This window comes from Pseudomonas syringae group sp. 26L6, assembly GCF_032587815.1.
Lineage (GTDB): Bacteria > Pseudomonadota > Gammaproteobacteria > Pseudomonadales > Pseudomonadaceae > Aquipseudomonas > Aquipseudomonas amygdali.
This window is the reverse complement of sequence record NZ_JAWHPJ010000053.1, coordinates 482,591-508,635: the sequence shown is the minus strand read 5'-3', so window position 1 is coordinate 508,635 and position 26,045 is coordinate 482,591. Positions and strand designations below refer to the sequence as shown.

At 56.5% G+C, this 26,045-nt stretch carries 30 protein-coding genes and 2 tRNA genes; 21 read left to right on the top strand and 11 right to left on the bottom strand.

The genetic code is table 11. The features are described from left to right. Nucleotides 1-21 precede the first annotated feature (21 nt). A complete protein-coding gene (locus RYA97_RS22680) occupies nt 22-1,713 on the bottom strand; it encodes an NAD-dependent malic enzyme (RefSeq protein ID WP_316893137.1) in 1,692 nt (563 codons plus the stop codon). Nucleotides 1,714-2,024: 311 nt separating this feature from the next. Then, nucleotides 2,025-2,507, bottom strand: coding sequence for a gas vesicle accessory protein GvpU (gene gvpU, locus RYA97_RS22675; protein ID WP_002552597.1), 483 nt, complete (start codon nt 2,505-2,507; stop codon nt 2,025-2,027). A 268-nt stretch (nt 2,508-2,775) separates the two neighbouring features. Here gvpU and RYA97_RS22670 point away from each other — a divergent pair, with 268 nt between their 5' ends. After that, nucleotides 2,776-3,024, top strand: a complete 249-nt coding sequence (locus RYA97_RS22670; RefSeq protein ID WP_057405476.1) for a CopG family ribbon-helix-helix protein — start codon at nt 2,776-2,778, stop codon at nt 3,022-3,024. After that, on the top strand, nt 3,002-3,313 hold the full coding sequence (locus RYA97_RS22665; RefSeq protein WP_057405452.1) for a type II toxin-antitoxin system RelE/ParE family toxin: 312 nt from the start codon (nt 3,002-3,004) through the stop codon (nt 3,311-3,313). Before RYA97_RS22670 ends, RYA97_RS22665 begins: the two co-directional genes overlap by 23 nt. Before the next feature lie 134 nt (nt 3,314-3,447). On the opposite strand, the gene RYA97_RS22660 is transcribed toward RYA97_RS22665, so the two are convergent. The 5 genes from RYA97_RS22660 to dapA all read right to left on the bottom strand — a co-directional run bounded on the left by RYA97_RS22660 (nt 3,448) and on the right by dapA (nt 7,142). Then, nucleotides 3,448-3,537: transfer RNA gene (locus RYA97_RS22660), tRNA-Ser, on the bottom strand. Between the two features lie 91 nt (nt 3,538-3,628). Continuing rightward, the gene (gene purC / locus RYA97_RS22655; protein WP_005760457.1) at nt 3,629-4,339 is read right to left on the bottom strand and encodes a phosphoribosylaminoimidazolesuccinocarboxamide synthase; all 711 of its coding nucleotides are present in this window, start codon (nt 4,337-4,339) and stop codon (nt 3,629-3,631) included. Between the two features lie 28 nt (nt 4,340-4,367). Then, nucleotides 4,368-5,126, bottom strand: coding sequence for an MBL fold metallo-hydrolase (locus RYA97_RS22650; protein WP_057402073.1), 759 nt, complete (start codon nt 5,124-5,126; stop codon nt 4,368-4,370). Beyond that, the gene (gene bamC / locus RYA97_RS22645; RefSeq protein ID WP_005732873.1) at nt 5,127-6,245 is read right to left on the bottom strand and encodes an outer membrane protein assembly factor BamC; all 1,119 of its coding nucleotides are present in this window, start codon (nt 6,243-6,245) and stop codon (nt 5,127-5,129) included. Between the two features lie 18 nt (nt 6,246-6,263). Further along, entirely contained in the window at nt 6,264-7,142 is an 879-nt protein-coding gene (gene dapA, locus RYA97_RS22640) for a 4-hydroxy-tetrahydrodipicolinate synthase (protein ID WP_044345199.1), read from the bottom strand. Nucleotides 7,143-7,467: 325 nt separating this feature from the next. Here dapA and RYA97_RS22635 point away from each other — a divergent pair, with 325 nt between their 5' ends. Beyond that, nucleotides 7,468-8,031 carry a glycine cleavage system protein R gene (locus tag RYA97_RS22635; protein WP_003317383.1) on the top strand — a complete coding sequence of 188 codons (564 nt, stop codon included), beginning with the start codon at nt 7,468-7,470 and terminating at the stop codon, nt 8,029-8,031. Nucleotides 8,032-8,040: 9 nt separating this feature from the next. Next, entirely contained in the window at nt 8,041-8,514 is a 474-nt protein-coding gene (locus RYA97_RS22630) for a peroxiredoxin (RefSeq protein ID WP_002552589.1), read from the top strand. Between the two features lie 54 nt (nt 8,515-8,568). Here the strand turns inward: RYA97_RS22630 and RYA97_RS22625 are convergent, their stop codons facing one another. Together RYA97_RS22625 and RYA97_RS22620 are read right to left on the bottom strand one after the other, a co-directional pair. Beyond that, nucleotides 8,569-9,639, bottom strand: coding sequence for an AI-2E family transporter (locus tag RYA97_RS22625; RefSeq protein ID WP_005740979.1), 1,071 nt, complete (start codon nt 9,637-9,639; stop codon nt 8,569-8,571). 35 nt (nt 9,640-9,674) lie between these two features. Continuing rightward, a complete protein-coding gene (locus RYA97_RS22620) occupies nt 9,675-9,926 on the bottom strand; it encodes a sulfurtransferase TusA family protein (RefSeq protein WP_005740980.1) in 252 nt (83 codons plus the stop codon). Between the two features lie 140 nt (nt 9,927-10,066). Here RYA97_RS22620 and RYA97_RS22615 point away from each other — a divergent pair, with 140 nt between their 5' ends. Beyond that, nucleotides 10,067-11,500, top strand: a complete 1,434-nt coding sequence (locus tag RYA97_RS22615) for a M48 family metalloprotease (protein ID WP_005732870.1) — start codon at nt 10,067-10,069, stop codon at nt 11,498-11,500. Between the two features lie 51 nt (nt 11,501-11,551). Here the strand turns inward: RYA97_RS22615 and nadA are convergent, their stop codons facing one another. Then, the gene (gene nadA / locus RYA97_RS22610) at nt 11,552-12,610 is read right to left on the bottom strand and encodes a quinolinate synthase NadA (RefSeq protein ID WP_316893131.1); all 1,059 of its coding nucleotides are present in this window, start codon (nt 12,608-12,610) and stop codon (nt 11,552-11,554) included. A gap of 394 nt (nt 12,611-13,004) precedes the next feature. Here nadA and RYA97_RS22605 point away from each other — a divergent pair, with 394 nt between their 5' ends. Further along, nucleotides 13,005-14,603: a glycoside hydrolase family 28 protein gene (locus tag RYA97_RS22605; RefSeq protein ID WP_316893129.1), complete on the top strand. Its 1,599-nt coding sequence runs from the start codon at nt 13,005-13,007 to the stop codon at nt 14,601-14,603. Nucleotides 14,604-14,781: 178 nt separating this feature from the next. Here the strand turns inward: RYA97_RS22605 and RYA97_RS22600 are convergent. Continuing rightward, nucleotides 14,782-14,856, bottom strand: a tRNA-Lys gene (locus RYA97_RS22600). A 63-nt stretch (nt 14,857-14,919) separates the two neighbouring features. Between RYA97_RS22600 and RYA97_RS22595 the strand changes: the two genes are divergently transcribed. Genes RYA97_RS22595 through RYA97_RS22525 form a run of 15 tightly spaced genes read left to right on the top strand, consistent with a single transcriptional unit; the run spans nt 14,920 to nt 25,941 of the window. Continuing rightward, the gene (locus tag RYA97_RS22595) at nt 14,920-15,780 is read left to right on the top strand and encodes a ParA family protein (RefSeq protein ID WP_017682938.1); all 861 of its coding nucleotides are present in this window, start codon (nt 14,920-14,922) and stop codon (nt 15,778-15,780) included. A 1-nt stretch (nt 15,781) separates the two neighbouring features. After that, nucleotides 15,782-16,537, top strand: a complete 756-nt coding sequence (locus RYA97_RS22590) for a hypothetical protein (RefSeq protein WP_085741175.1) — start codon at nt 15,782-15,784, stop codon at nt 16,535-16,537. Continuing rightward, nucleotides 16,534-17,232, top strand: a complete 699-nt coding sequence (locus RYA97_RS22585) for a DUF2786 domain-containing protein (protein WP_085741174.1) — start codon at nt 16,534-16,536, stop codon at nt 17,230-17,232. Before RYA97_RS22590 ends, RYA97_RS22585 begins: the two co-directional genes overlap by 4 nt. After that, nucleotides 17,232-18,578 carry a replicative DNA helicase gene (gene dnaB / locus RYA97_RS22580; RefSeq protein WP_031313643.1) on the top strand — a complete coding sequence of 449 codons (1,347 nt, stop codon included), beginning with the start codon at nt 17,232-17,234 and terminating at the stop codon, nt 18,576-18,578. The genes RYA97_RS22585 and dnaB overlap by 1 nt, the downstream gene beginning before the upstream one ends. Next, on the top strand, nt 18,575-18,916 hold the full coding sequence (locus tag RYA97_RS22575; protein WP_017682934.1) for a hypothetical protein: 342 nt from the start codon (nt 18,575-18,577) through the stop codon (nt 18,914-18,916). The genes dnaB and RYA97_RS22575 overlap by 4 nt, the downstream gene beginning before the upstream one ends. 1 nt (nt 18,917) lies before the next feature. Beyond that, nucleotides 18,918-19,319: a hypothetical protein gene (locus RYA97_RS22570; protein ID WP_085741173.1), complete on the top strand. Its 402-nt coding sequence runs from the start codon at nt 18,918-18,920 to the stop codon at nt 19,317-19,319. Then, complete coding sequence (locus RYA97_RS22565; protein WP_074454535.1) at nt 19,316-19,561, top strand: hypothetical protein; 246 nt, start codon at nt 19,316-19,318, stop codon at nt 19,559-19,561. The genes RYA97_RS22570 and RYA97_RS22565 overlap by 4 nt, the downstream gene beginning before the upstream one ends. Continuing rightward, nucleotides 19,551-19,814, top strand: a complete 264-nt coding sequence (locus RYA97_RS22560; RefSeq protein WP_069143907.1) for an Arc family DNA-binding protein — start codon at nt 19,551-19,553, stop codon at nt 19,812-19,814. The genes RYA97_RS22565 and RYA97_RS22560 overlap by 11 nt, the downstream gene beginning before the upstream one ends. Nucleotides 19,815-19,816: 2 nt before the next feature. Beyond that, nucleotides 19,817-21,565 (top strand): ParB family protein, encoded by a 1,749-nt coding sequence (locus RYA97_RS22555; protein WP_085741172.1) that lies wholly within the window; start codon nt 19,817-19,819, stop codon nt 21,563-21,565. Nucleotides 21,566-21,601: 36 nt separating this feature from the next. Continuing rightward, complete coding sequence (locus RYA97_RS22550) at nt 21,602-22,339, top strand: DUF2857 domain-containing protein (protein ID WP_003368224.1); 738 nt, start codon at nt 21,602-21,604, stop codon at nt 22,337-22,339. Then, nucleotides 22,336-23,709, top strand: a complete 1,374-nt coding sequence (locus RYA97_RS22545) for an STY4528 family pathogenicity island replication protein (RefSeq protein ID WP_179155689.1) — start codon at nt 22,336-22,338, stop codon at nt 23,707-23,709. The genes RYA97_RS22550 and RYA97_RS22545 overlap by 4 nt, the downstream gene beginning before the upstream one ends. Next, nucleotides 23,706-24,059: a hypothetical protein gene (locus RYA97_RS22540; protein ID WP_158101960.1), complete on the top strand. Its 354-nt coding sequence runs from the start codon at nt 23,706-23,708 to the stop codon at nt 24,057-24,059. Before RYA97_RS22545 ends, RYA97_RS22540 begins: the two co-directional genes overlap by 4 nt. Before the next feature lie 58 nt (nt 24,060-24,117). Continuing rightward, nucleotides 24,118-24,897, top strand: coding sequence for a PFL_4669 family integrating conjugative element protein (locus RYA97_RS22535; protein WP_069143904.1), 780 nt, complete (start codon nt 24,118-24,120; stop codon nt 24,895-24,897). Next, nucleotides 24,897-25,469: a DUF3158 family protein gene (locus RYA97_RS22530; protein ID WP_017682926.1), complete on the top strand. Its 573-nt coding sequence runs from the start codon at nt 24,897-24,899 to the stop codon at nt 25,467-25,469. The genes RYA97_RS22535 and RYA97_RS22530 overlap by 1 nt, the downstream gene beginning before the upstream one ends. Nucleotide 25,470: 1 nt before the next feature. Next, nucleotides 25,471-25,941 carry a single-stranded DNA-binding protein gene (locus tag RYA97_RS22525; RefSeq protein WP_085741170.1) on the top strand — a complete coding sequence of 157 codons (471 nt, stop codon included), beginning with the start codon at nt 25,471-25,473 and terminating at the stop codon, nt 25,939-25,941. Nucleotides 25,942-26,045 lie beyond the last annotated feature (104 nt).

Here is a 26,045-nt window from a genome sequence, read left to right as displayed (position 1 = left end):
TGTCACTCTGGAAACGCTCGATCAGACCGAACGACGGCGATAGGCACGATAGCCCGGCAGCCAGAAATTACGCTCGATGGCTTCAAGCAGTGCCTCTTCGGAAGTTTCCAGTGCCAAGCCTTCAGCCTGGGCCTCTTTGGCAACAGCCAGGGCAATTTTACGGCTCACTTGCTGAATTTCCTTGAGTGGCGGCAACACCGCATCGCCCTGCCCCGTGACCATCGGCGAACACTCGGCCAGCGCATTGGATGCCGCCATCAGCATACGGTCGGTGATGCGCGACGCCTTGCAAGCCACCACGCCGAGGCCGATGCCCGGAAAGATATAGGAGTTGTTGCACTGAGCGATGTGCACGGTGCGACCGTTGATCTCCACCGGCGCGAACGGACTGCCGGTAGCAACCAGCGCATTGCCATCCGTCCAGCGCAGGATTTCTTCCGGCGTGGCTTCTACCTTGGAAGTCGGATTGGATAGCGGCATTACCAGTGGTTTGGCGCAATGTTTGTGCAGTTCGCGAATCACTTGCTCGGTGAACAGACCACGCTGCCCGGACACGCCGATCAACACCGTGGCCCCGGCGTTCGTCACCACGTCGGGCAACTGCGGGAAGGCTTCTGTGCCAGCAGTCCAGCCAGACACATCGGCGGTCTTCTGCGCCAGACGCTTCTGGAAATCGAGCAGGTTATCCATGCCTTCGGTCAACAGGCCGAAACGATCGACCATGAAGATACGTTTGCGCGCTTCGCTTTCGCTCAGGCCTTCGATGCGCATCGCTGCGATGATGTGCTCGGCGATCCCGCAGCCCGCCGAACCGGCACCGACAAACACCACTTTCTGCTGGCCAAGGGTTTCATTCTTGGCCTTGCAGGCCGCCAGCAATGTACCCACGGCAACCGACGCAGTGCCCTGAATGTCATCGTTGAAGCAGCACAGCTCATCCCGATACTTCTCAAGCAACGGCATGGCGTTGGACTGGGCAAAATCTTCAAACTGCAACAGCACATCCGGCCATCGACGCTGTACGGCATCGATGAACAGTGCGATGAAGTCTTCGTATTCCTTGCCCGATACCCGCTCGTGACGCCAGCCCATGTACATCGGGTCATCCAGCAGCTCACGGTTGTTGGTGCCCACATCCAGCACGATCGGCAGCGTGTAAGCAGGGCTGATGCCGCCACAGGCGGTGTACAGCGACAGTTTGCCAATCGGAATGCCCATGCCGCCGATGCCCTGGTCGCCCAGACCGAGAATTCGCTCGCTGTCGGTCACGACAATGATTTTGATCCGGTCTTTGGTGGCGCTGCGCAGAATGTCATCGATGCGGTCGCGCTCGGGGTAGGAAATGAACAGGCCACGGTGCGTGCGGTAGATCTTGGAGAATTCCTGACACGCCTGACCCACCGTCGGGGTGTAGATAATCGGCAGCATCTCGTCCAGATGCGAGTCCAGCAGGCGGAAGAACAGGGTTTCGTTGTTGTCCTGGATCGAACGCAGGTAGATATGCTTGTCCAGATCGCTCGCGCACTGCTTGTACTGGCTGTAGACCCGGGTGACTTGCTCTTCGATGGTCTCTACGTTCTGCGGCAGGAGCCCGATCAGATTGAATTCGACCCGCTCTTGCGGGGTGAAGGCACTGCCTTTGTTCAGCAGGGGCATTTCCAGCAGTGAGGGTCCTGCATAGGAAATATACAAAGGTCGCGAAGTTTTGGTCATTTTCTCTAATCGCCTTTTTCGTCTACTCATTAATTCTTTACGTCGACCGGGGCGGGCAGCCTGGCTCGTTTCTTGTTATTTTTTCTTGTCGCCAGTTCTCTATCAGGCCATGCCGAAAACCATTCGGCGTGTAAGGTCAGGGCGAACATATTACCCGGCTAAAGGCCCATTGCGACATTTTGTCGCGCAAAGAATGGCTAAGTGACGCTACTACCGGCGCAGCTTTCCAGACCAGCGGGTACACATAGCACGCTGGAGACCGTCATCAGAATGGATGAGAACGCCCCGACGAAAGCCGGGGCCTGAAAAGGTCAGGACACGCCTGGTTTTTCAGCGATGAGCCCGATGGTGAAGCCGTCCACCGCCGAGATCCTGCCGCGCCACAACACACCTGCGTCGCAAATCGGATTACCGTCAGTGGAATAGGTCCGGCAATCCTTCAGGTGAATGAAATGGAATGCTGGCGTGTCTTCGGAAGACTCTCCCGGCTTGAAGGACAGAATCATTTCTTTCATCGTCGCGTCAGTGCCATTGGCAAACGAACTGAACGGCGCCGAAATATCGTCGGCCAACTGCTCAAAATAGGTGTCGTGAGAAATCAGATGCCCGGAAACCAGATTCCCGCCCACCGACAGCGTCACGCCCAGCTCCACCTTGGTGTTCGCGACAAACTTGACCAGCCATTGCAGCAACCAGTCGATCTGCTTGCCCTGCCACTTGAACTGGGCAATCACATCATCATGGCTCTGACTGGGAGAGGGTTGCGACTTTTGTACCTGATCTACGTCCGACATCTGATAGCTCCTCGCCTCACAAAACGTTGAACCCAAGGTATAGATCAGAAAGGGCTAAAGGGGAAACCGGGAGGGGTGAATAGTTTGGGAGTGGTGATGGGGCGGCATCGTCCCGACTTCGCTCAAGCGTTCGGGGTTGCTGTCGATTTCCAAAAAGTGAATAGCAACTCGGCGAAAAGCACACAAATTTGTTGCGCAATCAAGGCCTCAAGTATACTTTTCAGGAGTCTGTATACAATGTTTACAATCACCACCCGTGGAGGCCAATATGGCATCGCCTGTTTTGTCATTCCGTGTCGAAGAAGGCTTGGTCGAAATGCTCGACCAGCTAGCGCTTGCCACGGACCGTGATCGTCAGTACCACCTGAAACGTGCTTTGTCTCGCTATATCGAAGCAGAAGCCTGGCACCTGAAAGCCATTGACGAAGGCTTAGCCGACATTGATGCAGGAAAGACGATTAATCTGGAAACGGTTAAAGCCAAGTGGGTAGCACGTGCCGCAAATCGAGTTAAGTGAAAAAGCCGATAGCGATCTGGAAGCGATTCATGAGCATTATGCGGGGCTGATGGGCCATCAGAGAGCTGACGAAGTCGTCAGCACCATTCTGGAATCCATTGAGCAGCTCGCAACGTTTACAGGTATGGGACGCCCTTCCCAAGCCCCGGACGTACGCGAGCTGGTACTTACTCGCTACCCCTTCTTAGTGAGCTATGTGGTTCGCAACCAGGTCGTGTTCATCGTCCGCGTGCTGCATGAACGGAACGAGCGCCTGAACACTCCAAAAATCCCGGATCAATTCAGCTAGTTCTGACCGGCCAGCTATCTTCGACTGCGGAAAAAACGGAGTCGGGGAAGGGGAAAATCTGGGAACGAGGGAGGTAGTACAACCTAAAAACAAAAAGCCCCGTGAATCAAATATTCACGGGGCTTTTCAAATAATGGCGGAGAGATAGGGATTCGAACCCTAGGTACCGGTGAAGGTACAACGGATTTCGAATCCGTCCCATTCGGCCACTCTGGCATCTCTCCAACGGCGCGCATCATAACAGTATCAGCGCAGAAGGCGAAGCCCTTCTGCTGTTTTTTTTCGTGCTATCAAGCGCTTGCGTGTTTTTTCCGCTTATAGCGGCACGCCCAGACGGTTTGCGACTTCTTCGTAAGCTTCGATGACGTCGCCCAGACCCTGGCGGAAGCGGTCCTTGTCCATTTTCTTGCGAGTGTCCTTGTCCCAGAGGCGGCAGCCGTCCGGGCTGAATTCGTCGCCGAGGACGATTTCACCGTGGAATACGCCGAATTCGAGTTTGAAGTCGACCAGCAGCAGGCCAGCGTCGTCGAACAGTTTGGTCAGAACTTCGTTGACCTTGATCGACAACTCTTTCATGCGAACCAGTTGCTCGGCAGTGCCCCAGCCAAATGCCACAACGTGGGATTCGTTGATGAACGGGTCGCCCTTGGCGTCGTCCTTGAGGAACAGTTCGAAGGTGTACGGATTGAGCCTGGTACCCTCTTCGATGCCCAGACGTTTGACCAGGCTGCCGGCAGCATAGTTACGCACGACGCACTCGACCGGGATCATGTCGAGCTTCTTGACCAGGCACTCGTTGTCGCCCAGCAGCTTGTCGAATTGGGTGGGAATACCCGCTTCTTCAAGCTTCTGCATGATGAAGGCGTTGAACTTGTTGTTCACCATGCCTTTGCGGTCCAGTTGTTCGATGCGCTTGCCGTCGAACGCCGAAGTGTCGTTACGGAACAGCAGGATCAAGCGGTCAGCGTCGTCGGTCTTGTAAACCGATTTGGCTTTGCCGCGGTAGAGTTCTTCACGTTTTTCCATGATGGGCTCCGCTTGCTAAGTAGTTGGGCTAGGCGATATGTCGCCAGTCGAGCCCTGAATCTTGATCGGCCAGTTGCAGCCAGTCCGGGTCGCACCCAAGGGTGTCGACAAAACATTGCCGGGCCAGATGCGGCAGGTTGTTCTTGCTGCTCAGATGCGCCAGCACCAGGTGCTGAAGGTCCTGCCATCCCAGCTCGCTCACCAGGCTGGCGGCCTGATGATTGTTCAAATGACCTGTTTCACAGCCAACGCGCTGCTTGAGAAAGACCGGATACTGGCCTCGGGCAAGCATGTCGCGACAGTGATTGGCCTCGATTATCAAGGCATCCAGGCCTTGATAACGCTGCAATACGTTAGAGCAGTAAGAGCCGAGGTCGGTCAGCAGACCGAAGCGGCGCTTGCCGTCGTTGAAGACAAACTGCGTCGGTTCAAGCGCATCATGAGCGACAGACACCACATCGATGCCCAGCGCGCCAACCTGCAAGCTCTCTCCGCCCGCCAGCAAACCGGCAACTTCAACCGGTTTGCGCATACCGCGCAATGTGCCGCTGCTGAGGTAGACCGGCACATTGTAGCGCCGCGACAGCAAACCCACGCCATGCACATGATCGGCATGCTCATGGGTTACCAGAATCGCACTCAACTGGTTTGCAGCGACGCCCAGACGCGCCAGGCGACGCTCGGTTTCCCGCAGGGAGAAACCGCAATCGACCAGTACGTACGTATCGTTGCTTGCGACCAGCGTGCCGTTGCCACGACTGCCGCTGCCGAGAACCGCGAAACGCACTTAACCCAGGTTGTCTTGAATAACGCTCAACACCCGACGCGCGATATCCGCAGGCGCAACGGTATTGATGTTCTTTTCGACGGTCACTTGAACGTTATCACCCACCTTGCTCAGGCGAACCTGATAACGCTCGGCACGGGCATCGATCTCTTCCTTGCTCGACTTGCTGCCAAACAGGCGACCGAAGAAACCAGGCTCGTTTTCAGGCGTTTTGGCCTTTTCAGCCAGGTTGATGTAGTACAGACCCAGGCTGCGGTTTATGTCCTCGACGCGCCAGTCACCTTGATCAAGCGCACGGCCGACACTCGACCACGCACGGTCGAGATCGGCACCGAGGTTCAAGACCGGGTTGCCGCTACCGTCTTCGCTCAAGGCAACACGGCTCGGGGTGTCGTAGTCACGTGCCGCCAACAGGGAAATAGAACCGCCCTTCTCGGCGTTGCGCCCCATGCTGGCCAGCAGATCGTCGGTCAGTGCGGCATCGAGGCCCAGGTTGGTGGTGCGCGTCGGGAAGGCCACATCGGCAGTGCTGCCGGCAGGACGCTCGACGCTTACCACATAGACTTCACTGGTATTGCGCTGCACGCCCGGCTCAATACGAACCCGCACGCGGGTTTCAGCATCGGCTGAAACGCCAGCGGCGCTCAGGCGCTTGGCAACCGAAGCGGACAGTTCATCAAGACGCTGCCACGAAGAGCTGAATTCGCCAGTCTGCGGGCGCTCTTCAGCGATACGGAAACCATTGTCTTCAAAGTATTGATGAGCCACCGGCCAGACTTCGGCTGGCTGACGCTGAGCCAGAATCCAGCGCGCATCGCCGCTTTTCTGCAGACTGAAATCGCTCGACTCGGAAGTCGTGCCCAGTGGCAGAGGGCGAGGAACCGTGTATTCACCCTCTTTCTGGGTGCTGTCAGCCACATTGCGCGGGATCGGCAGCAACGGGTCGAGGCGCTTGACGCCGGACACATCGGCAGGCACCTGCATGGGTGGGGTCTGGGTAGCCTGGAGGTAATCGCTACCGCGATCACGGAAGTAACCATCTTCGCCCCAGAGCCAACCGCAACCGCTGGTGCTGGAGATAATAAGAGCAAGTGCGGAAAGTCCGGCCAATCGCTTCATTGCGTGATACTTCCTCAATTAAACCAGGACGCCGGACTGGCGCAGGGCCTGACGCAGCGGTTCGTGACAGGCTTCGCTGAGCCAGGTAAGCGGCAGACGGATACCGGCTGGCATCTTACCCATTTCATGCAAGGCCCACTTCACGGGGATAGGGTTGGATTCGATAAACAGGGTGTTGTTGAGCGGCATGAGCTTTTCGTGAATCGCCCGCGCCGTCTCGGCATCGCCACGCATGGCCGCTGCGCACAGATCGCTCATGAGGCGCGGTGCAACGTTGGCAGTGACGGAAATATTGCCCTTGCCGCCCAGCAGCATCAATTCGACTGCCGTAGCGTCGTCACCGGAGTACACCAGAAAATCACTGCTGACGCTGGCCAGAATGTCCTTGGCGCGCTGCAGGTTGCCGGTGGCTTCCTTGATGCCGATGATGTTTTTTACCGCAGACAGACGCGCAACAGTCTCTGGCAGCATGTCGCAGGCCGTACGGCCCGGCACGTTGTAGAGGATCTGCGGGATGTCTACGGCGTTGGCGATGTGGCTGAAATGCTGAAACAGGCCTTCTTGCGTCGGCTTGTTGTAATAAGGCGTTACCAGCAGGCACGCATCGGCGCCAGCGGTCTTGGCGTTGGTGGTCAGCTCGACGGCTTCGCGCGTCGAGTTGGCGCCTGTACCGGCGATGACCGGAATACGTCCTGCAACCTGGGCAACCACACGGCGGATGACCTCGATGTGTTCGCTCACATCCAGCGTCGCCGATTCACCGGTGGTGCCGACGGCAACAATGGCGTTGGTGCCCTCTTGCAAGTGGAAGTCAACCAGTTTGCTCAGGCTGTCCCAGTCCAGACGACCTTGTGCATCCATTGGTGTGACCAGTGCCACCATACTGCCCGCAATCATGCAACCGCTCCTGCCGGAAAAAGAGAGCCGTAATGGTACTGGCGCTATCAGCCTTGTACAAGCGAAGTACCGCGCTCTGAGCATTCCCCTGAGCGATGGTTTTCGCTACCCTTCGTCCTTTGATCGGTACTGGTCACCTGCGCACCTCGCTCAATCGGTCGAATTTGTCGCCAGAAGCCCTGCCCCAGTGCATTCCAGCCCCGTCATGGTACTTCCATGCAAGGCAGGCGCTCCGGGACCCGGGAAGGTATCTCGCGCCATCGATTGTCGAAACAGCCCCGCAAGTCCGAAAAAGTACCGACCGCTCATCGTCTAGGAATGCTGCATGTCGTCCACCCCCACAGTTCGCGAACAATTCCTTGTCATCAGTGCCCTTGGCGCAAACCCCATGGAGCTGACCAACGTCCTGTGCCGTGCCAGCCATGAAAACCGCTGCTCGGTAGTCACCTCGCGCCTTACTCGCCACGGTGAGTGCAGTGCGCTGATTCTTCAGGTGTCAGGCAGTTGGGACGCTCTGGCGCGCCTTGAAACCGGCCTGTCGAGCCTCTCCAAGAAGCATGCGTTCACCACCAGCGTGGTACGCAGCGCTACCCTGGAGAACCGCCCGGAAGCCCTGCCCTACGTGGCTTACGTCAGCTCGGCGTACCGCCCGGACATCATCAATGAGCTGTGCCAGTTCTTCATTGACCACAACGTCGAGCTGGAAAATCTGATCTGTGACACGTATCAGGCTCCGCAGACCGGTGGCACCATGCTTAATGCCACATTCACGGTGACACTGCCTGCCGGGACCCAGATCAGCTGGCTGCGCGATCAATTCCTCGATTTCGCCGACGCGCTGAATCTCGACGCACTGATCGAACCCTGGCGCCCACAAGCCCCAATGTAAGGAGTTCCCATGACCGTCACAGTAGATCAACCGGTTCCCGACTTTCAGGCACCTGCGACCAGCGGACAGACCGTAGAGCTGTCCGCGCTCAAGGGTCAGCAGGTCGTGATTTATTTTTACCCGAAAGACAACACGCCCGGCTGCACCACGCAGGGTCAGGACTTTCGTGACCATATCGCGCAGTTTCAGGCGGCCAATACGGTTGTGCTCGGTGTTTCCCGAGACAGCCTGAAGACCCATGAAAACTTCAAGGCCAAGCAGTCTTTCCCGTTCGAGCTGATTTCGGACAAGGACGAAGCCGTCTGCCAGTTGTTCGACGTTATCAAGCTCAAGAAGCTCTACGGCAAGGAATACCTGGGCGTTGACCGCAGCACCTTCCTGATCGACAAGGAAGGCGTACTGCGTCAGGAATGGCGCGGCGTTAAAGTGCCGGGCCATGTGGCTGAAGTACTGGCGCAGGCCGAGGCCCTGAACAAAGGCTGATATTCCGATAAGCGTTGCGGCACGCAAGGTGCCGCAACGATCCAGACTTGCTGCTTAAAGCAGTGGTGCCACAGTGGGTTCATTACGCGGCCAGGCATCGAGGACGGCCTTGAACAACGTGGCCAGCGGAATCGCAAAGAAGATCCCCCAGAATCCCCACAGCCCGCCAAACAGCAGCACGGCGCAAATGATTGCAACCGGGTGCAGGTTGACGGCCTCGGAAAACAGCAACGGCACCAGAACGTTGCCATCCAGCGCCTGAATGATGCCGTGGGCAATCATCAGGTAGATGAACTGATCACCCCAGCCCCACTGGAACAATCCGATCAAAGCCACCGGCACTGTGACCACCACCGCGCCAACGTAAGGCACGACCACAGATATGCCGACCAGCATCGCCAGCAGCGCTGCGTAGTTGAGCCCGAGCGCGGCGAACGCGATGTAGGTCACGCCACCACAGATGAAAATCTCTATGACCTTGCCGCGAATATAATTGGCAATCTGACGCTTCATCTCATCCGCCACCCGGTTGATCAACGCACGCTCGCGAGGCAGATAGCCGCGCGCCCAGCGGCCGATCATGTGCCGATCCTTCAGAAAGAAGAACACCAGAATCGGCACCAGCACCAGGTAGATCATCAGGTTGACCAGCAATGGCAGGCTGGAGATCGAGAAGGTCAGCGCCAACTGACCGATCTTGCCCACTTCACCACGGGCGACTTCGATCGCCAGCAACACTTGCTCGTCGGAAACCAGATGCGGGTAACGTTCGGGCAGCAACAGCAGTACAGACTGCCACTTGGCAAGCATGCCCGGTGCTTCGTTGAACAGCGTGATCAACTGGTGCCAGAGCAGTGGTACCAGCACCAGCAGGAACAGCAGCAGCGCACCGATGAACAGCGTGAAGACCAAGCCGACTGCGGCCATTTCAGGCATGCGCAGGCGCTCCAGAACACTGACCAACCCGTGCATCAGGAAGGCCAGCACCAACCCCGCAATGACTGGTGCGAGCATTCCGCCCAGGGTCAGGACAAGGGTAAACGCCAGAAACAGCAAGACCGCCAGTACCACCGCTTCCTCATCGGAGAAGTAGCGCTGCACCCAATTGCGAAGCACATTGAACATCAAACATCCTTTTCAAAAAAAACGGCAGTGGTGATTCAAGCCTTGCGCAGCCAATAAAGATAAGTGCCGGCGTCGACCTCTTCATGCAGCAACTCATGCCCGGAAAGTCTGGCAAAAGTTCGAAAATCCCGCTGCGATCCGGCGTCAGTCGCGATCACCTTCAGCACCGCGCCACTGGCCAGACGATTGAGTTCCATCTTGGCTTTCAGCAGAGGCAGCGGACAGTTGAGACCACTGGCATCCAGTTCGGCGTCGCACACCTTGGGGCGCACTACAGCGTCAGACATCGTTTCTCTCCAGGCGGACACATCGAATTACAAACCATGTCCGAAAAGGCATGGCGGATAAGGCGGCAAGAATACCTCACTCTGGTCAGCACGCCATTGAGCCAGCTACAGTACAGGTTCTTCTGACCAGAGCTTCGTGCATGAATTTTTTGCGTCCTACACTGCTCACCCTCGCTTGCCTGTTCGCTACGCATGGCATGGCTGATGACCTGCCTTCACTTGGCGACGCCAGCTCCTCGATTGTCTCCCCCGAACAGGAACACCGCCTGGGTCGAGCGTGGCTGGGATTGCTGCGTGGCCAGGTGGCGCAGCTGTCGGACCCGCAACTCAAGGACTACGTCGAGACCTCGGTGTACCGCCTGGCCGAGACCAGCCAGGTTCAGGACCGGCGTCTTGAATTCATCCTGATCAACAGCCCGCAACTCAACGCCTTTGCCGCACCCGGCGGGATCATCGGTGTCAACGGCGGCCTGTTCCTCAACGCCCAGACCGAGGGCGAATACGCGTCGGTACTGGCCCACGAGCTGGCTCACTTGTCGCAACGCCACTTCGCCAGAGGCATGGAGGCCCAGCAGCGTATGCAGGTGCCGGTAATGGCCGCGATGCTGGCGGGTATTGTCATGGCTGCCGCAGGTGCCGGTGATGCCGGTATCGCCACCATCGCCGGCTCACAGGCGGCTGCAATCCAGGAGCAACGTCGCTTTTCGCGCCAGAACGAGCAGGAGGCCGACCGCATCGGCATTCTCAACCTGGAGAAGGCCGGTTATGACCCGCGTAACATGCCGACCATGTTCGAGCGCCTCATGCGCCAATATCGATTCGACGCCAGACCTCCGGAGTTTCTGCTGACTCACCCGGTCAGCGAATCGCGGATCGCCGACACACGCAACCGCGCCGAGCAGGCCAAGCCTGGCGGCAAGGAAGACAGTCTGCTGTATCAACTGATGCGTGCCCGCGTTGCGTTGATATACGAAGAAACACCAGGTATTGCCGCCAAGCGTTTTCGTGCGCAACTGGTTGAAAACCCGAAATCCGATCCGGCTCGCTATGGCCTGGCCATCGCGCAGATCAAGGGTGGGCAACTGAACGAAGCCAGAGAAACCCTCAAGCCATTACTCGAAAAAGCGCCAAACGACATCACCTACAATCTGACGCAGATCGACCTGGACATCACCAATAACCGCTTGGCCGATGCCCAGCAACGGGTCGATCGCATGCTGACGCTGTACCCCGGCAGCTACCCGCTCAATGACGTGCGCATTGACGTGCTGCTCAAGCAGAACCGCACCGCGGAAGCTGAAAAAAGCCTTGAAGCGCTGCTCAAGACCCGCCCGGATGATCCCGACATCTGGTACGTCGTGGCGGAAACCCGTGGCCTGAACGGCAACACCATAGGCCTGCATCAGGCGCGCGCCGAATATTTCGCACTGGTCGGCGATTTCCGTCAGGCAATCCAGCAACTGGACTTTGCCAAACGCCGTGCGGCCAACAACTTCCAGTTGGCGTCACGCATCGATGCACGGCAAAAGGATCTGATTGAACAAGAGCGGATGGTCAAGGACATGATGAACTGATGTCCGAATGAGAAAGCCCGACGCAAGCGTCGGGCTTTTTCATTACGGCTGTCAGGCATTGCCCGCTTGTCGCAAGCGCGCCGCCTGGGTGAAGTCCAGCATGCGCTGCAACGGGCGTACGGCGTTGGGGATCAGCGCCGGGTCAACGAATATCTCATTGCTACCCTCGCGCAGGCACTGCAAGGTGCGCTCAAGCGTATTCATCGCCATCCACGGACAATGTGCACAGCTTCGGCATGCAGCGCCATTACCGGCCGTAGGCGCCTCGATGAAGATCTTGTCCGGGCACAGCTGCTGCATCTTGTAGAAGATGCCCCGGTCGGTGGCCACAATGAACGTCTTGTTGGGCAAGCGCTGCGCGGCGGCAATCATCTGACTGGTGGAGCCGACCACGTCAGCCAGCTCGATCACTGCTTCCGGCGATTCCGGGTGAACCAGAATCGCAGCCTCGGGATACAAGGCTTTTATGTCTTCAAGCTGCTTGGATTTGAATTCTTCGTGGACAATGCAGGCACCGTCCCACAGCAACATATCGGCACCGGTTTCACGCTGGATATAGCGGCCCAGATGCTTGTCTGGAGCCCAGATGATTTTCTCGCCGTTGTCCATCAGGCTTTCGACGATCTCCAGCGCACAACCAGAGGTCACTACCCAGTCCGCACGGGCTTTGACCGCTGCCGAGGTGTTGGCATACACCACCACGGTACGCTCCGGGTGCTGATCGCAGAACGCGGAAAACTCATCGACCGGGCACCCTACGTCAAGCGAACAGGTGGCTTCGAGCGTGGGCATGAATACGCGTTTTTCCGGGTTGAGAATCTTCGCGGTTTCGCCCATGAAACGCACGCCTGCGACCAATACAGTACTGGCAGCGTGGTTATTGCTGAAGCGGGCCATTTCCAGAGAGTCGGCCACGCAACCGCCGGTTTCCTCGGCCAGGGCCTGAATGACCGGGTCGCAATAATAGTGAGCGACCAGCACGGCATCCTGCTTCTTGAGTTCGGCAGCAATGTCGGCTCGGTAACGCGCCTGCTCTGCCGGGCTCAGCGCTTTGGGCTGCTTCGCATCGAGATGAGCCTGCACCAGGAAACGTTCGGAGATCTGTGTCATGTTCGCGGGACCTGAAGGCGCTAGAGCGCGAAAGGCAAGTTTACACCCGAAATACAGGCAATAAAAAAGCCGGAAACCCTTATCAACCAAGGCCCTCCAGCTTTACGCATACATCGCCTGACAAAGGCTGCGCCATGTGCAATCAAGCATATGGCTGATATTCAGTAAATATCGGCCCGACTTCTGAAGGCGCGCCGATTCTAACGCCAAAAAACCGATTTACCAGAAGTTTCTGGCTTGCCCATAGCCGATGAGAATCGTTCTTGAAACCGTCTAGAGATCCATTAATAACGAAACATGACAAAGAAATAATTTGTAGCGACTTTCTATTTGACACATCTCTAAAATATCTTGGCCGACCCAACATGGTTACTCACTATCACAGGTCTCATAGATGCCAGGTCCCCTACACTTCGCCATGAACACTTTTCGGCAGACCTCCTGGATGGCCGCTTCCGCGGCTATGTCACTGACCCTCATACTGCCCGCGCAGGCGGCCAGTGAGGCAGCCGTGGTGACGCCATGGGGCACTATAAGCGAGCCAACCAGCCCACCAGTCTGTAAGCAACTTCAAGCGCACCTGACTCCCAGAGACGGCTCGCTGGACAGCGCTGACGGTTCGGCGCTCGACTCCAGGCCTGACCAGGAGAATATCCAGAATGCAATCAATGGGTGTGCTGCCGGACAAGCCGTAAAGCTTGTAAAAGGTGACGGCGACAACTCGGCATTCCTCAGCGGGCCGCTGCAATTGAAATCCGGCGTCACGCTCTGGATAGACGAGGGCGTAACGTTGTTTGCGTCACGTAACCCCAAGGACTACGACAACGGCAAAGGCACTTGCGGCGTGACTACAGTTGCCAATCAGGATGCCTGCAGTTCACTGATTTCGGCCAAAAACACCCACTCCAGCGGCGTCATAGGCAAAGGCGTTATCGATGGTCGCGGCGGCAGTCTGCTTACCGCCGGGGCGAATGCCAATCTGCGCAGCTGGTGGGACCTTGTTTATCAGAAGACCTTGTCCAACGTTTATCAACAAAAGCCGCGCCTTATACAGGTCAGTGGCGGAACGGACTTCGTTATCCAGGGGCTGACGCTGCAAAACGCTCCGGACTTCAACATTGTGACTGACGGCGTGACCGGGGTGACTGTATGGGGGATCAAGATTCTGAATCCAAGCCGGGTCTACAGCGTAGAGGGCTACCACTGCCCAAGCGGCTCGACGCCCGACCAGAAGACCCCAGGGACCTGCTTTACCCCGGAAACCGTGAAGAACACCGACGGCTTCGACCCCGGTCAATCGAACAAAGTATTGCTGGCCTATTCCTACATCAGCACAGGTGATGACAACGTAGCGATAAAGTCCAGCCGAATCTCCGGCAGTCGGGACCTGATGTTCGCGCACAATCATTTTTATTATGGCCACGGCCTGTCCATCGGCAGTGAAACCAACGGTGGCGTACACAATGTCAGCGTTGTGGATTTGGCGGCGGATGGTAGAGACAGCCAGGACGGCATCGGGCTGAGAATAAAGACGAGTGCCAAGAACGGTGGAAAGGTAGACGGTATCCGTTACGAAAACATATGCATGCGCAACGTCAAATTCCCGCTGGTGTTCGACACCAACTACGGCAGTGCCAGCGGAACCTCGTACCCCGATCTCAGCGACATCACCGTGAAGGGCTTCCACTACCTGAACAGTCCGCGATTCGGTGGCGGCAAGACGACCTTCGCCGGCTACAGCGACAATGGCCAGAAACGGCCGATTCTGATCACGCTGGATAACGTTGTCTTTGACGGCACTCAACCAGCCTTCACAGCGCTTACCGCCACCCACTTCACAATTGGCCCAGGGCCGTTAAGCTTCTTCAACAAACTGGTGCCTTCGATAAAAGACGACGTCACGGTGTCCGGCAGTCCAGGCGACGGCGCGCCAGTCGATTGCACGGCAGCGTTTGTACCGATGAAATCAGTAGTGCCTTGGGCTCCGTTTTAACGGGCGTTTGTTGTCGGACAGCACTGCGGGGGCTTGGAGTTCCCCGCAGATGGCTGCCCACTTAAAGGCACGGGATGGCGGGTCATTCCGGCTCGCGCTGATCTGGATACCTGAATAAAAGACAGGCAAAAAAAAACCTGGAAATCCGCATTTTCATGGGCCTTCCAGATTTTCGAAATGGTGGGTCGTGTGGGATTCGAACCTACGACCAATTGGTTAAAAGCCAATTGGTCGGAGAGCTGAACCAGGACCCCGCTTGAGATCGTTTCGTATCCCAAACCGCAGTCTCTAATGTCCCCATTAGAGGCTTAATATCATGTTTGTAACTTCGCTTTTGTCCACCAAAGGTGGTGTCGGGAAGACCACATTGGCCGCCAATCTGGGTGGTTTCTGCGCCGATTCCGGCTTGAAGGTTCTACTCATAGACATGGACCCGGTCCAGCCTTCGCTCTCGTCCTACTACCCCATGGCCGAGGAGGTCAGCGGGGGTATTTTTGATCTGATAGCACACAACCAGACAGATCCTGAAAAAATCGTCTCTCGGACCAGTATCCCCAACTTATCGCTGATCCTGTCGAACGACCCCAACAATCAGTTGATCAACCTCCTGCTCCAGGCACCGGACGGTCGGCTTCGACTGGCTCACTTGCTGAAAGCATTTTCGGATCAGTTTGACCTGATACTCATCGACACCCAAGGCGCTCGTAGTGTCATGCTGGAGATGGTGGTCCTGGCATCAGATCTGGCGGTCTCTCCTTTGCAGCCCAATATGCTGAGCGCCCGTGAGTTCAATCGTGGCACCTTGCACATGCTGGAAGGTCTCCGGCCTTACTCACGCCTCGGCCTGAACATACCGCCCATCAAAGTCGTGGTGAACTGCCTCGATCAGACTAATGACGCGCGGGCGATCCACAGCGCGATCAGGCAAACATTTGCCGAAAGCGATGAGATAGAGGTGATTCAAAGCACTGTTCCCGCCTCTGTAATTTTCCGTCAAGCGTCTACCTCGGGCATGTCCGCGCACAGGGTCGAGTACAAGCAGCCCAGCAACCGTCGCGCGCCAAGCGCCTTGCAGATAATCCGTGAGCTCGCTATCGAGCTACTTCCACAGTGGTCCGCACGATTCCAGGATATGACCGAGAGCGCGGTAGAAGCGCTCGTGAAAGGAGGCCAGTGAGATGGGAAAACCGAATCTCACCGAGGCAACCGGGATCACTCCTGAATTGGTGCGGAAGCTCAACGAGCAGTACAACTCAGCGCAGCTGCGCGCCGCGCAGACCAAGCTTACGAACACGTCACGTGAGCTCCGCAATTTGAGCTCCGGCCATAAGATGGGTCGCGGCTTGATTAGCCGACTGGGTGATTACCTGAGTGTGGAACAGCGTGAACTGCTCACACAGGCCGCGCAGCTCCTTGAGTCTGTGAATTGTCAGGTGGAGCACGCCAAAGAAAAACGTGTCCGTGATGAGAAAGCGGCCAAACGTCGGCAGGATGCTCGGAACGCAAGAGCAAAACAACTGATTGCTGCCACATATCCTCTGCCCACTGAGAGCCTGGACCAGAAACTTGATGTCCTCAAAACAGTGCTGTTATTCAACCGCATCGGCGCACATGACAGTTTCTACTCCGCAGTCGAGCTTAATAGCGAGATCCGAAGCACCTTACTGACGCCGTTCAGCAGACTGATAGGTTGGGGAAGCCTGACCGCTTATCGAGTCAGTTGCCTAGGCTCACTTCGTATCCGGCTCGTTGAGGCACTGACTAATGACATCTCTAACGACGATGGATCTGAGGTCGAGGATCGGCTAGCCGCTCTGCAGTCGAAAGTCCGTGAGGAGAATGCTAAAGCCGCGCTCACATCTGATGAACATGAAACCCTCAGGCTCTGGAAAGAGGCTCTGTCAGTTGAGGCAGCACCGGAGGTACGGCCATGACCATTGACCGCCAACGGATAATCGACAAAGTCATCAAATGCTTCGCTCTGGCACGCTCTGCGGGCGCATCGCCTAACGAGGCTGAGACCGCGTTGCGTCAGGGTCGCAAGCTCATGGAGCAGTACCAGCTCGATGAGCTGGAGGTCGACGCTCACTTGGCCTGCGAAGCCTCGGTTCCGACGGGTACGAAGCGAGCACCTCCCACCTGGCTACACAACCTGGCCAGCACATGCGCGAGCGCTTTCGACTGCGACTGCATCGCTGTGGGCTACTCAGCTGAGTGGCGATTCAAATTCATTGGCTTGGGCGTATCGCCAGATCTGGCCACCTATGCCTATTCGGCGCTTCATCAGCAACTGATTCTTGCTCGTCGACAACACGTGTCGAAGCTCAAACGCTGCAATCCGACCACAAAGAGACGTCGTGGCCGGATCTTTGCCGAAGCATGGGTCGAAGCAGTCGCAAGTAATGTCTATCAATTCGCGGGTAAACAAGACGACCAAACCCGTCAAACCATCAGTGCCTACCTCGACTTACATCACCCCACCGTGATCGAAAAAGAGCTTGAGCCGACCTCGGCCAAGGGTCATGACGTGAAATCGAAACACCAGGGATGGGAGCAAGGATCATCAGCCGCCCTGCACAGAGGGGTTAGTCAGCATGCAGCCTCCGCAGCAAGAATTGGAAGGGCATGATGAATATTTCAGACATGTCCCCGCCGCATTCGGTTGAGGCCGAGCAGGCGGTACTGGGCGGCCTCATGCTGGATAATGAAGCCTGGGACCTGATCGCGGATCGTGTCCACGCGGACGATTTTTTCAAACGCGAACACAAGCTGATATTTCAAAGCATCTCGGTGCTGGCCGAGGCGAACAAGCCGTTTGATGTGGTCACAGTCGCCGACTCAATGCCCAGCATCGAGGAGGCCGGTGGTTTGGCTTACTTGAGTGACATCGCCAGGAACACCCCATCGGTAGCCAATATCAAGACCTACTCCGATATCGTGAGCAATCGTGCTCACCTTCGGCGGCTGATCTCGCACGGCTATGCATGCGCTCGGGAGGCGTCTGACCCTCAAGCGGTTGCGTCCGTTGTCCAGGACGTCATCGAGCAGAACCTGTTTGCTTTGGGACAAGGCCAACAGACATCCGACTTTGTCGACGTCAACAAGATGCTTTTGCAGGTGGTCGACAAGATCGATCTGCGTTTCAACGCTGGCGAGTCGGTCGTTGGAGTACCTACAGGAATCGATGATCTCGACGAATTGACGGGCGGATTACAACCTGCGGACCTGATTATCGTTGCTGCCAGGCCATCGATGGGTAAGACCAGCTTGGCGCTGAACTTCGTCGATCCGGCGCTGCAGAAAGACGAACGTTCTACCGTCCAGATTTACAGCCTCGAAATGCCTGCTGAAGCGCTGATCTACCGCCTCTTGTCGATCCTTGGGCATCTGAACCTAGAGAAACTGATACGTGGTCAACTCGAAGATGAGGACTGGCCGAAACTTGCGATGGCGGTAGCCAAGCTCAATTCCTACGGTGACCGCCTTGTCATCGACGATCAAGCGGGGCTGACCCCGTCAGCCATACGAGCGCGTGCCCGCAGAGGCGCAAGACGGTTTGGGAAACCGGCTCTGATTTTGATCGACTATCTGCAGATGATGCAGTGCCCAGGCAGAGAAAACCGGGCCAATGAAATCAGCGAGATATCTCGGTCACTCAAAGCGCTGGCCAAGGAATTCCAGTGCCCGGTCGTAGCGCTCTCTCAACTCAATAGGGAACTTGAGAGGCGTCCGAACAAGCGGCCAATCAACGCAGACCTCCGCGATTCAGGTGCGATTGAGCAGGATGCAGATCTGATTCTGTTTGTGTACCGCGATGAGGTCTACAACAACGACACCGAGCACAAAGGCATCGCCGAGCTGATTCTTGGCAAGCACAGGAATGGCTCGCTCGGCACAGTCAGAACCGCCTTCATCCCCCAACACACCCGTTTTGCAAACCTGTCGGCCAGCACGTGGCAAGGAGCTCGAGTATGAGCACCCATAACACCCCTTTTTTGATCACCCATCAATGCTGCAACTGCGGCCACCACCTGCCTCGCACTGCGGTGCTCGCGACGCCAGGACACCAACCTGAGTGCCCGCGATGCCACTCCGGCGAGATCATTGAGTTGGAGCCGTTGGACGCAGAGTGGCGCGTCACTTCAATCAACAAAGCACCCCGCAGTAACGAATACACAGTGGTGTTTCGCATAAAACCGGCAGGTTCACAAAAAGCGTTCATGAAGATGCTGACAGACACATTCGTTGATCACGAGGTTGAAATCGTCGAGATGCAGTCAGGCAACAAGCTCACCGCGTCTGGAGGGAAGTGAAATGGAGTACTACCACCGCACCGATGAGGACCTTCCATTGCAGTCTGACCGTGAGCGCGAGCGGCTTCGTATTGAGCAGGCCATGGCCGAATTTCTCAGCCGTGGGGGCTCGATCCACACAGTCGCCCCCAACCAGCGTTCCACTGAGCCCAACTTCATCATCAACGCTGAGAAGACGGCTCAGCTGAAGGCAAATCCTGCATCCCAGGCAAAAAAGAAAGCCGATGTTTTCACTGATACCGAGCTGGCTCGCTTGTTGAGAGCCCACTGCACTGCGGGTGCGTCTCTCCAGTCCGCAGCCGGGACACTCAGTCAGACAATAAAACGCTGCGAGGTCATTGCCCGCAGGTATCAGATCCCCTTTCGTTCAGCCGCCTTCAGCAAATCGAGGGCACACAAATGAGCAATCCGAGCATCTCTTTGAAAGGGACCAAAAAGTCGTTACAGGAATTGGCTGTGTTCGCCATATCACAGGGATGGGCGATTCATCGCACTGGAAGCGGGCACATCAAGTTCACCAAGGGTGGATGCCCACCTATCTACACATCTTTCACACCCAGCGACCACAGGGCCAGCCTCAACGCTCGCGCTCAACTGCGCCGCGCACAATCCCTCAGCCTCGATGGAGAACACCATGCTGAATAAAGACGCTGTGAGTCTTAATGACGACGACAAAGACGAGAAATTCGTTATCCGCCTACCCACTGGAATGCGTGGTCGTGTACGCGGTGCTGCGAAACTCAACCGTCGCTCAATGAACTCCGAAATCGTGAGTAGGATTGAAGCGACTCTGCGTCACGAGCAGGAAATTGCGCGGCTGACGGCTGTGATCGATGTGTTGCTCAAAGGCGGCACTCCTGCCAGCAACGTGATTCAACTTCCTGAGGCGGGACAATAGACATGGCGACCAAACTCACTGCGGAAGAGATATCCGGCAAGTTGCTAACCGGTTCCTTCAGCCGGTCAGGCCCTAGCGTTGATCGTCTCCCCGATCCAATCGCAGATACTCCTATGGTTTTGACGCTGGATGAATTGTCGGCTTACGAGCGTAACCCTCGCACAGTTGCCAACGCCAAGTACCAGGAGATCAAGGACTCCATTCGAGTCAGGGGCCTGGATCAGCCACCCCAGGTGACACGTCGTCCGGGTGAGAAGAACTTCATCATCCGTAATGGCGGCAATACGCGGTTATCGATTCTGCGAGAGCTGTACAGCGAAACCGGGGACGAGCGTTTTTACAGGATCAGCGTGCTGTTCCGACCTTGGGATGGCGAGCGTGGGGAAATCATTGCCCTCACCGGCCACCTAGCAGAGAACGATCTGCGCGGTAACCTGATGTTCATCGAGCGAGCCGTGGGCATTGAAAACGCTCGTACGATCTATGAGCAAGAAATCGGCGAATCTATTTCTCAACGGGAATTGGCGAGGAGGCTTAAAGCAGATGGTTACCCAGTATCGCAGTCCCATATCAGTCGCATGCAGGAGACCGTACGTTGTCTTCTGCCGGTGATCCCCGCAGCACTCTATTCCGGTCTTGGCAAACATCAGGTTGAACGTTTGCTGGCTCTTCGCAAAGCCGCCGCTCAGACATGGCAGACGCATACTGAAGGGAGAGCGAACGTTACCGACTTCGAGGTGCTGTTTCAGGACGTGCTGTCATTGTTTGACGGCGATGCCAGCGAATTCGTCTTTGAGCGGGTTCAGGATGAACTCATCAGCCACATGAAGGACGGTACGGGACTGACGTACGAGCAGATTCTGCTTACCGTCAACGAAAACCAGACGCTGGCACGTCGCTCATCGGTGATCGAAACGCCACTGACATTACCTTCAACAATGCAGATACCCACCGGCGATGACCCAAGCCCGCCTCCGGGGGAGTTAGAGCAAACATCCCTGCCCCCCGACTCGCCCCCCCAGTCAACCACAATACGCGGCACAGGGAAAAGCACTCTATCTGCGCCGCCGACGGCGGACCAGAAAAGTGACCTAGCACTGCCACCGGAGCTCTCTGATGAAGACCGTGTCGCGCGGCTGGAAGGACATGTGGTCACTCCGGTTTCAACCACTGAACGTGTCTTGGAGATGAAGCGGCAGGTGGCTGCACTGGACGGCGAGGAGCTGCCGGATTTCAAGGCCAACGCCTTAGTATCAATTCCCGTACAAGCCGGTGGTCTTCATCCGATATCGGATGTTTGGTACATCGAGCGAATCATCGACCAACCCGATGAATTACGCCATGTCATTGCTCAGCTTGCTCATGAAGTGGCGCTCATCTGCGGCTTGAACCTCGACACTGTGGCAGAGGTGCCGGGAGGTCTGGGATTTCTGTGTCAGGAGCCTCCGGTGGACATCGAGCTTACAGAGCTTGCCAACAACACGTTGACCCTGCTCCAGGCCATCAGTGGGGTATACGCCATCGCCCTGACCAAACAGACCCCCGAAACACCATTAGACGTAGCGGAATTTCAATTCACGGCAGCACTGGGCCATTTGCTTCTGGGCAGCCCCAGATATGAAGACCGTGACGCAGTGCTTGAGGGACGCATGGACGATGCCTGCATCGTGAAGCTTTTCCGACTTATTCGACTCGGCCGCCGATTGGTTGAACTTGAGCTGGGGAGAGTGAGAGAGGTTCAGACCTCATGAGGCTTTTTTCCGACGTTGTTAGACAGGAGTTTGGTCATGTCGAAAAAACATAACCCCCTCAACGAAGCCATGGTTGCTCAGATCCTGCATCACCTGCGCAACGGAGAGTTTAGGCGTTGCATCGATATGGGTCTGGATCCGGAGATATTGGTCATGCTCCAACACCCTTCCTCTCAAAGCGTCCTGCTGAATTCTGCGGTGACTTGGTGCCGCGTGGCCGTCGATCCGGACATGGTCAAGCGCTTGCTTTCAAATAAGGAGCGCACGGATGAAGAAAATCGCATCGTTCAGCGTGCGCTTCGACTGGGAGCGACCACGCCCATGCTTCAAGAGTTTTTCGGGATGTCCCCACAAGAAGTGTCCCTTCAACGAGTGCTGGTAGGTGTTCCGGGCCGTCCAGGGCGATTCCGGGACATACCGGATGACGCTCCCTTATGGCACCGGTTCGTCCAACTGATGGATGAGTACCATGTCGATCACACCGACGGGGTGTCTTTGCTTGATATCGCGATGATGCTGACTGAGGAGGTCAACATTCCCCCCGAGGAGCCACAAAGTCAGCCATCAGATCCGATCACCTTGGGACTTGTGTGGAACAAGATTCAAAGCTGGTTGGCTCAGGACCTTTACCCCACTGGCCAGCAACGCAAGGCCTCCAGCCTTGTACTCCTAGGGGAGTCTCGTCAACAGTCGAAAGCCAACGCTAGCCGCAGAGCATCGACTCACAGTCAGACGGGTAAACCGGTAGGCAAGGTAGAAGGCGATCGGATGTGATGAGATCCAACCGGCGCCCCTCATTGGGGGGAGCAATCAACGCCGCTGCCGGGGCATTGCAAAACCACTTACTGCTCCAGCAGATGAGACTGGCGCAACAGCAGAACGCTGGCTCAAGTTCGATGCCTCCAGACACTGGGTCGTTACGCGATGAGCACTACGACGGCATCGTCTTCAGTGGCAATCCACACGAGACCGTGCCGCGCGGCCTGCTGCTCGATGATCGGCTGTCCCCGCTCGAACGTAATGCCTGGCAAATCTTCAGACTGCTCATCAATGGTGATGGCGTCACGGCCTTCCCGAGCTACGAAAAACTACGCCCCTACCTCGGTTCGTCACCAGGTAAATCTGCATCTAAAGAAACTGTGGCCAAGGCGTTGACCGTCCTTAGACTGACGCGCTGGCTCAGCCTGGGGCAACGGGTACGCGACTCGGCCAACGGTCGCGTTCAAGGCAACATCTACATTCTGCACGACGAACCTGTGGGATGTGCGGAGGCGATGGAAATCGACCGCAACTATATGCAACTCGTCGGCCACGCTCTTGAGCATGCCAACAAAGCCGTCAGAGTCGTCGCAGAGCATGCGTTCAAGGAATTTGCAGTCGACCCAAATTATTCGACAGGCGCTCTGCCCTCGCGGCTGGAAGTCATCGAGGATAGATGGCGGCAACAGGGCTGGCATGACGCCCCACAAGCGGTCGAGCACAGACAGGCTGAACCTGAGTTCGGATTCCGAACCAAGGGGTCAGACGAGTCAAATTCACTGAGTTCGGAATCCGAACTCAGTGAAAAAAGCACCGGAGCGAATTTAAAAACACCGAGTTCGGATTCCGAACTCAGTCTGAATTCGGCCTCTTTTGGCTCAGTTCGGATTCCGAACTCATATAGTACGTATACCAATACAAATACATCTGTATGTAAAAGCTCTGTACCGCGCGAAGGTCAGGACATTGCGCCGGACCTGCCCCCCGGGTTTGAACGGTTCACACAGGATCAACGTGAAAAGGCGATGATCGCCTTGCAGCGCGTAGAAGCTGAATTACGAAAACCCGTGCTCGATCAGTGGCAACATCGATGCAAAAGCGGATCCGTGAAGAACCCGTTCGGCTACCTGCTGAGTTGCACGCAGAAAGCCCTGAGTGGTGAATTCAACGCACAGTGGCAGGCCCCCTCAGCGCACGCCCAGAATCCGCAAGTTCCCACAAGTCACTCACGATCACCGAACAACCTCGCTAACCCACCAGCACAGGATCCCCCTCCTCCTGTCCCAAGGACTTCGCCGCAGGATCGAGATGTGTCATTACTCGCGACCGGGCGCAGCTCCATGCTCAGCATCAAGCAGCTGGTTCGACCGAGGACCCAGCGTTGAGCTCGTCCAATCATCCCGACCGCTTAGGCGTCAATCGGGACGTTGAACTGAGTGTTGCCCCGGGCATCACTGCGGACGCAGATCTGAGTGATGCCCCGGGCATCACTTCGAACACCGATCTGGGTGATGCCCCGGGCATCACTACGAGCACCGATCTGGGTGTGGCCCCGGGCAACACTCCAGACAAAGAACAGGTTGATTCCACCGGAATCATTTCAGGCACCGATCAGAGTGATGCCCCGGGCATCGCTCCGAACACCGATCTGGGTGATTCCCCGGGAATCACTCCCAGTACAGATCAGGCAAAACCCAATCGACCAAGAAACGGTTTGTTACTGACCGCACCTTAAGCGCGCGGGCAGTCTTGCTTCGCCTATTCAATTTCTTCTTATAAAGGAAGCGCTCAGCATGGCTGACAACTTTCAGCTCAACATCGGTTCGTTGCGTTCCAGTGTCAACTTGACCCTGCACACTCACCACGCGTCACGTCTGTGGTTCGGTCGTCAACGCACCGAGGGCAAACCGGGCATGATCGGCCTGAGCGGGTTTGCAAACATCCTCAATCGCATCAAGCGCGGGTGCGAGCAGGATGATCCATATTCAGACTGGTTCCTCCTGCTTATAGAAGAAAAGATCGAAAGCTCCGAGCAAGAGATGACGGACATCGACAACAGGCTGGACGAGGTAATGGCCTCGTTACCCGCGATGCTATCGATAGGCCAGAACCTTTCAGTCCAGCCGGTCACCCTGCCCCTCTTTCTCTCCACGCCTTTGGCTTTCAAAGCCGTGTACCTGCTAACCGCTTACGACGAGCTGGTACGACGCATCCTTTTGGCGAGCCACGTGGGCTTGATCGACAACCACGCAAAAGGGCAATGGCTGGATGAAGGCGCTGCCATTCTGCGCCGTCTGTTCGGCCTGAGCCAGCGCTACAAATTCTCAGGCGCAAGCCGAGGCGACTTCGCAGCGAAAAATGCCCGCTCTGAACTTGCACGCGAGATGTACGCACCTTTCGGTGAGATCCCACAGGACATCCTTGAAGGTACGCGCAAATCCAAGTTCGCCCCAGCGCTGAGCACAGGTCCGGCCTCGACTTTCAACGAGGATGATCAGGACGAGGGAGAGGATTTCATCTCGATGGACAAGGCTCCTGCAGCACCATTGCCGCGTACAGAGCCTGAAGAGTGATGCTCAATCCCAGTCACTCGGTCACGGGAGCCCATACCCTGCAACAGGGTGCCTTCCAGCCCCTACAACAGGATGCCTTCGCAGGGCTGCAACACGCGCCCTTCCTAAAAGGCCTTTTAAAACCTTTTAAAGGTAAGGGGGGGATGCTCCAGTTGGCCGAGCTTTGCCGTTCCCTTGAAGGTGATTTGAATGCGCTGGCAGAGGATCAAGTGCTGGCCCAGGCAAACCGACATCCATACACCCTCTTACCTGTTCGGATGGTTCGACAACGCACAAGCGCTGGCACAGTGTTTCTTCGCTGGCAAGAAATGGGGACGCGGCAGATGGGCGTCAACGTCTGGTCCAATTTGTTGACGGACCCCCGAACTCCAGAATCGCTGCTCCGGGACCTGCACTCCATGGAACAGCAACGCGTTGCACTGAACATGCAAATAAGTCTGGTACATACGATCGGCCGCCAGGCCGTGGATTGTGCCGAGAAGATGGCCCAGGCAGATGCCGTTTATGCAGAACGGCTGCAACAGATCTCACATTCCAGCGGCATAAACCCGCACACCGAGAAGGAGTCCTAATATGGGCACATCAGTAGATTGGGAAGGTAACATCGGCTCTGCTCCAGAATTCAAAGAGTTCCCCAATGGGAACAAGGATCCGCGTCGCCTGCTTCGGCTGAACGTGTACTTCGATAACTCCATTCCCAAAAGCGATGGCACGGGTTTTGAGGACAGGGGTGGGTTCTGGGCCAACGTCGAATATTGGCACCGCGATGCAGAACACTATGCCAACTTATTCCAAAAAGGCATGCGGGTCATGATCCAAGGTCGAGCGATCATTGATAACTGGACCAAGGACGAAAAAGAGTTCTCTGCGTTAAAGGTGCAGGCATCGCGGGTGGCCATTCTTCCGCACAGGGTGGAAATGGTCCAATTGGCCCCATCTAGGGTGACCAACCAGCAGCAGAACGATCAGGGTTCAAGTCAGAGCTACCAGGGATCAACCCAGAGTGATCCTGCTCTGGATTTTGACGACGACATTCCTGTGTAGCCAAACCCTCTGAAAAATCGCGCCCTCTGCGTGATGCTGCTGGTGGAAACGACACTGATCTTCGTTGTTCTCCATCAGCAGGCGGGTAATTCTGAATTGCTCAA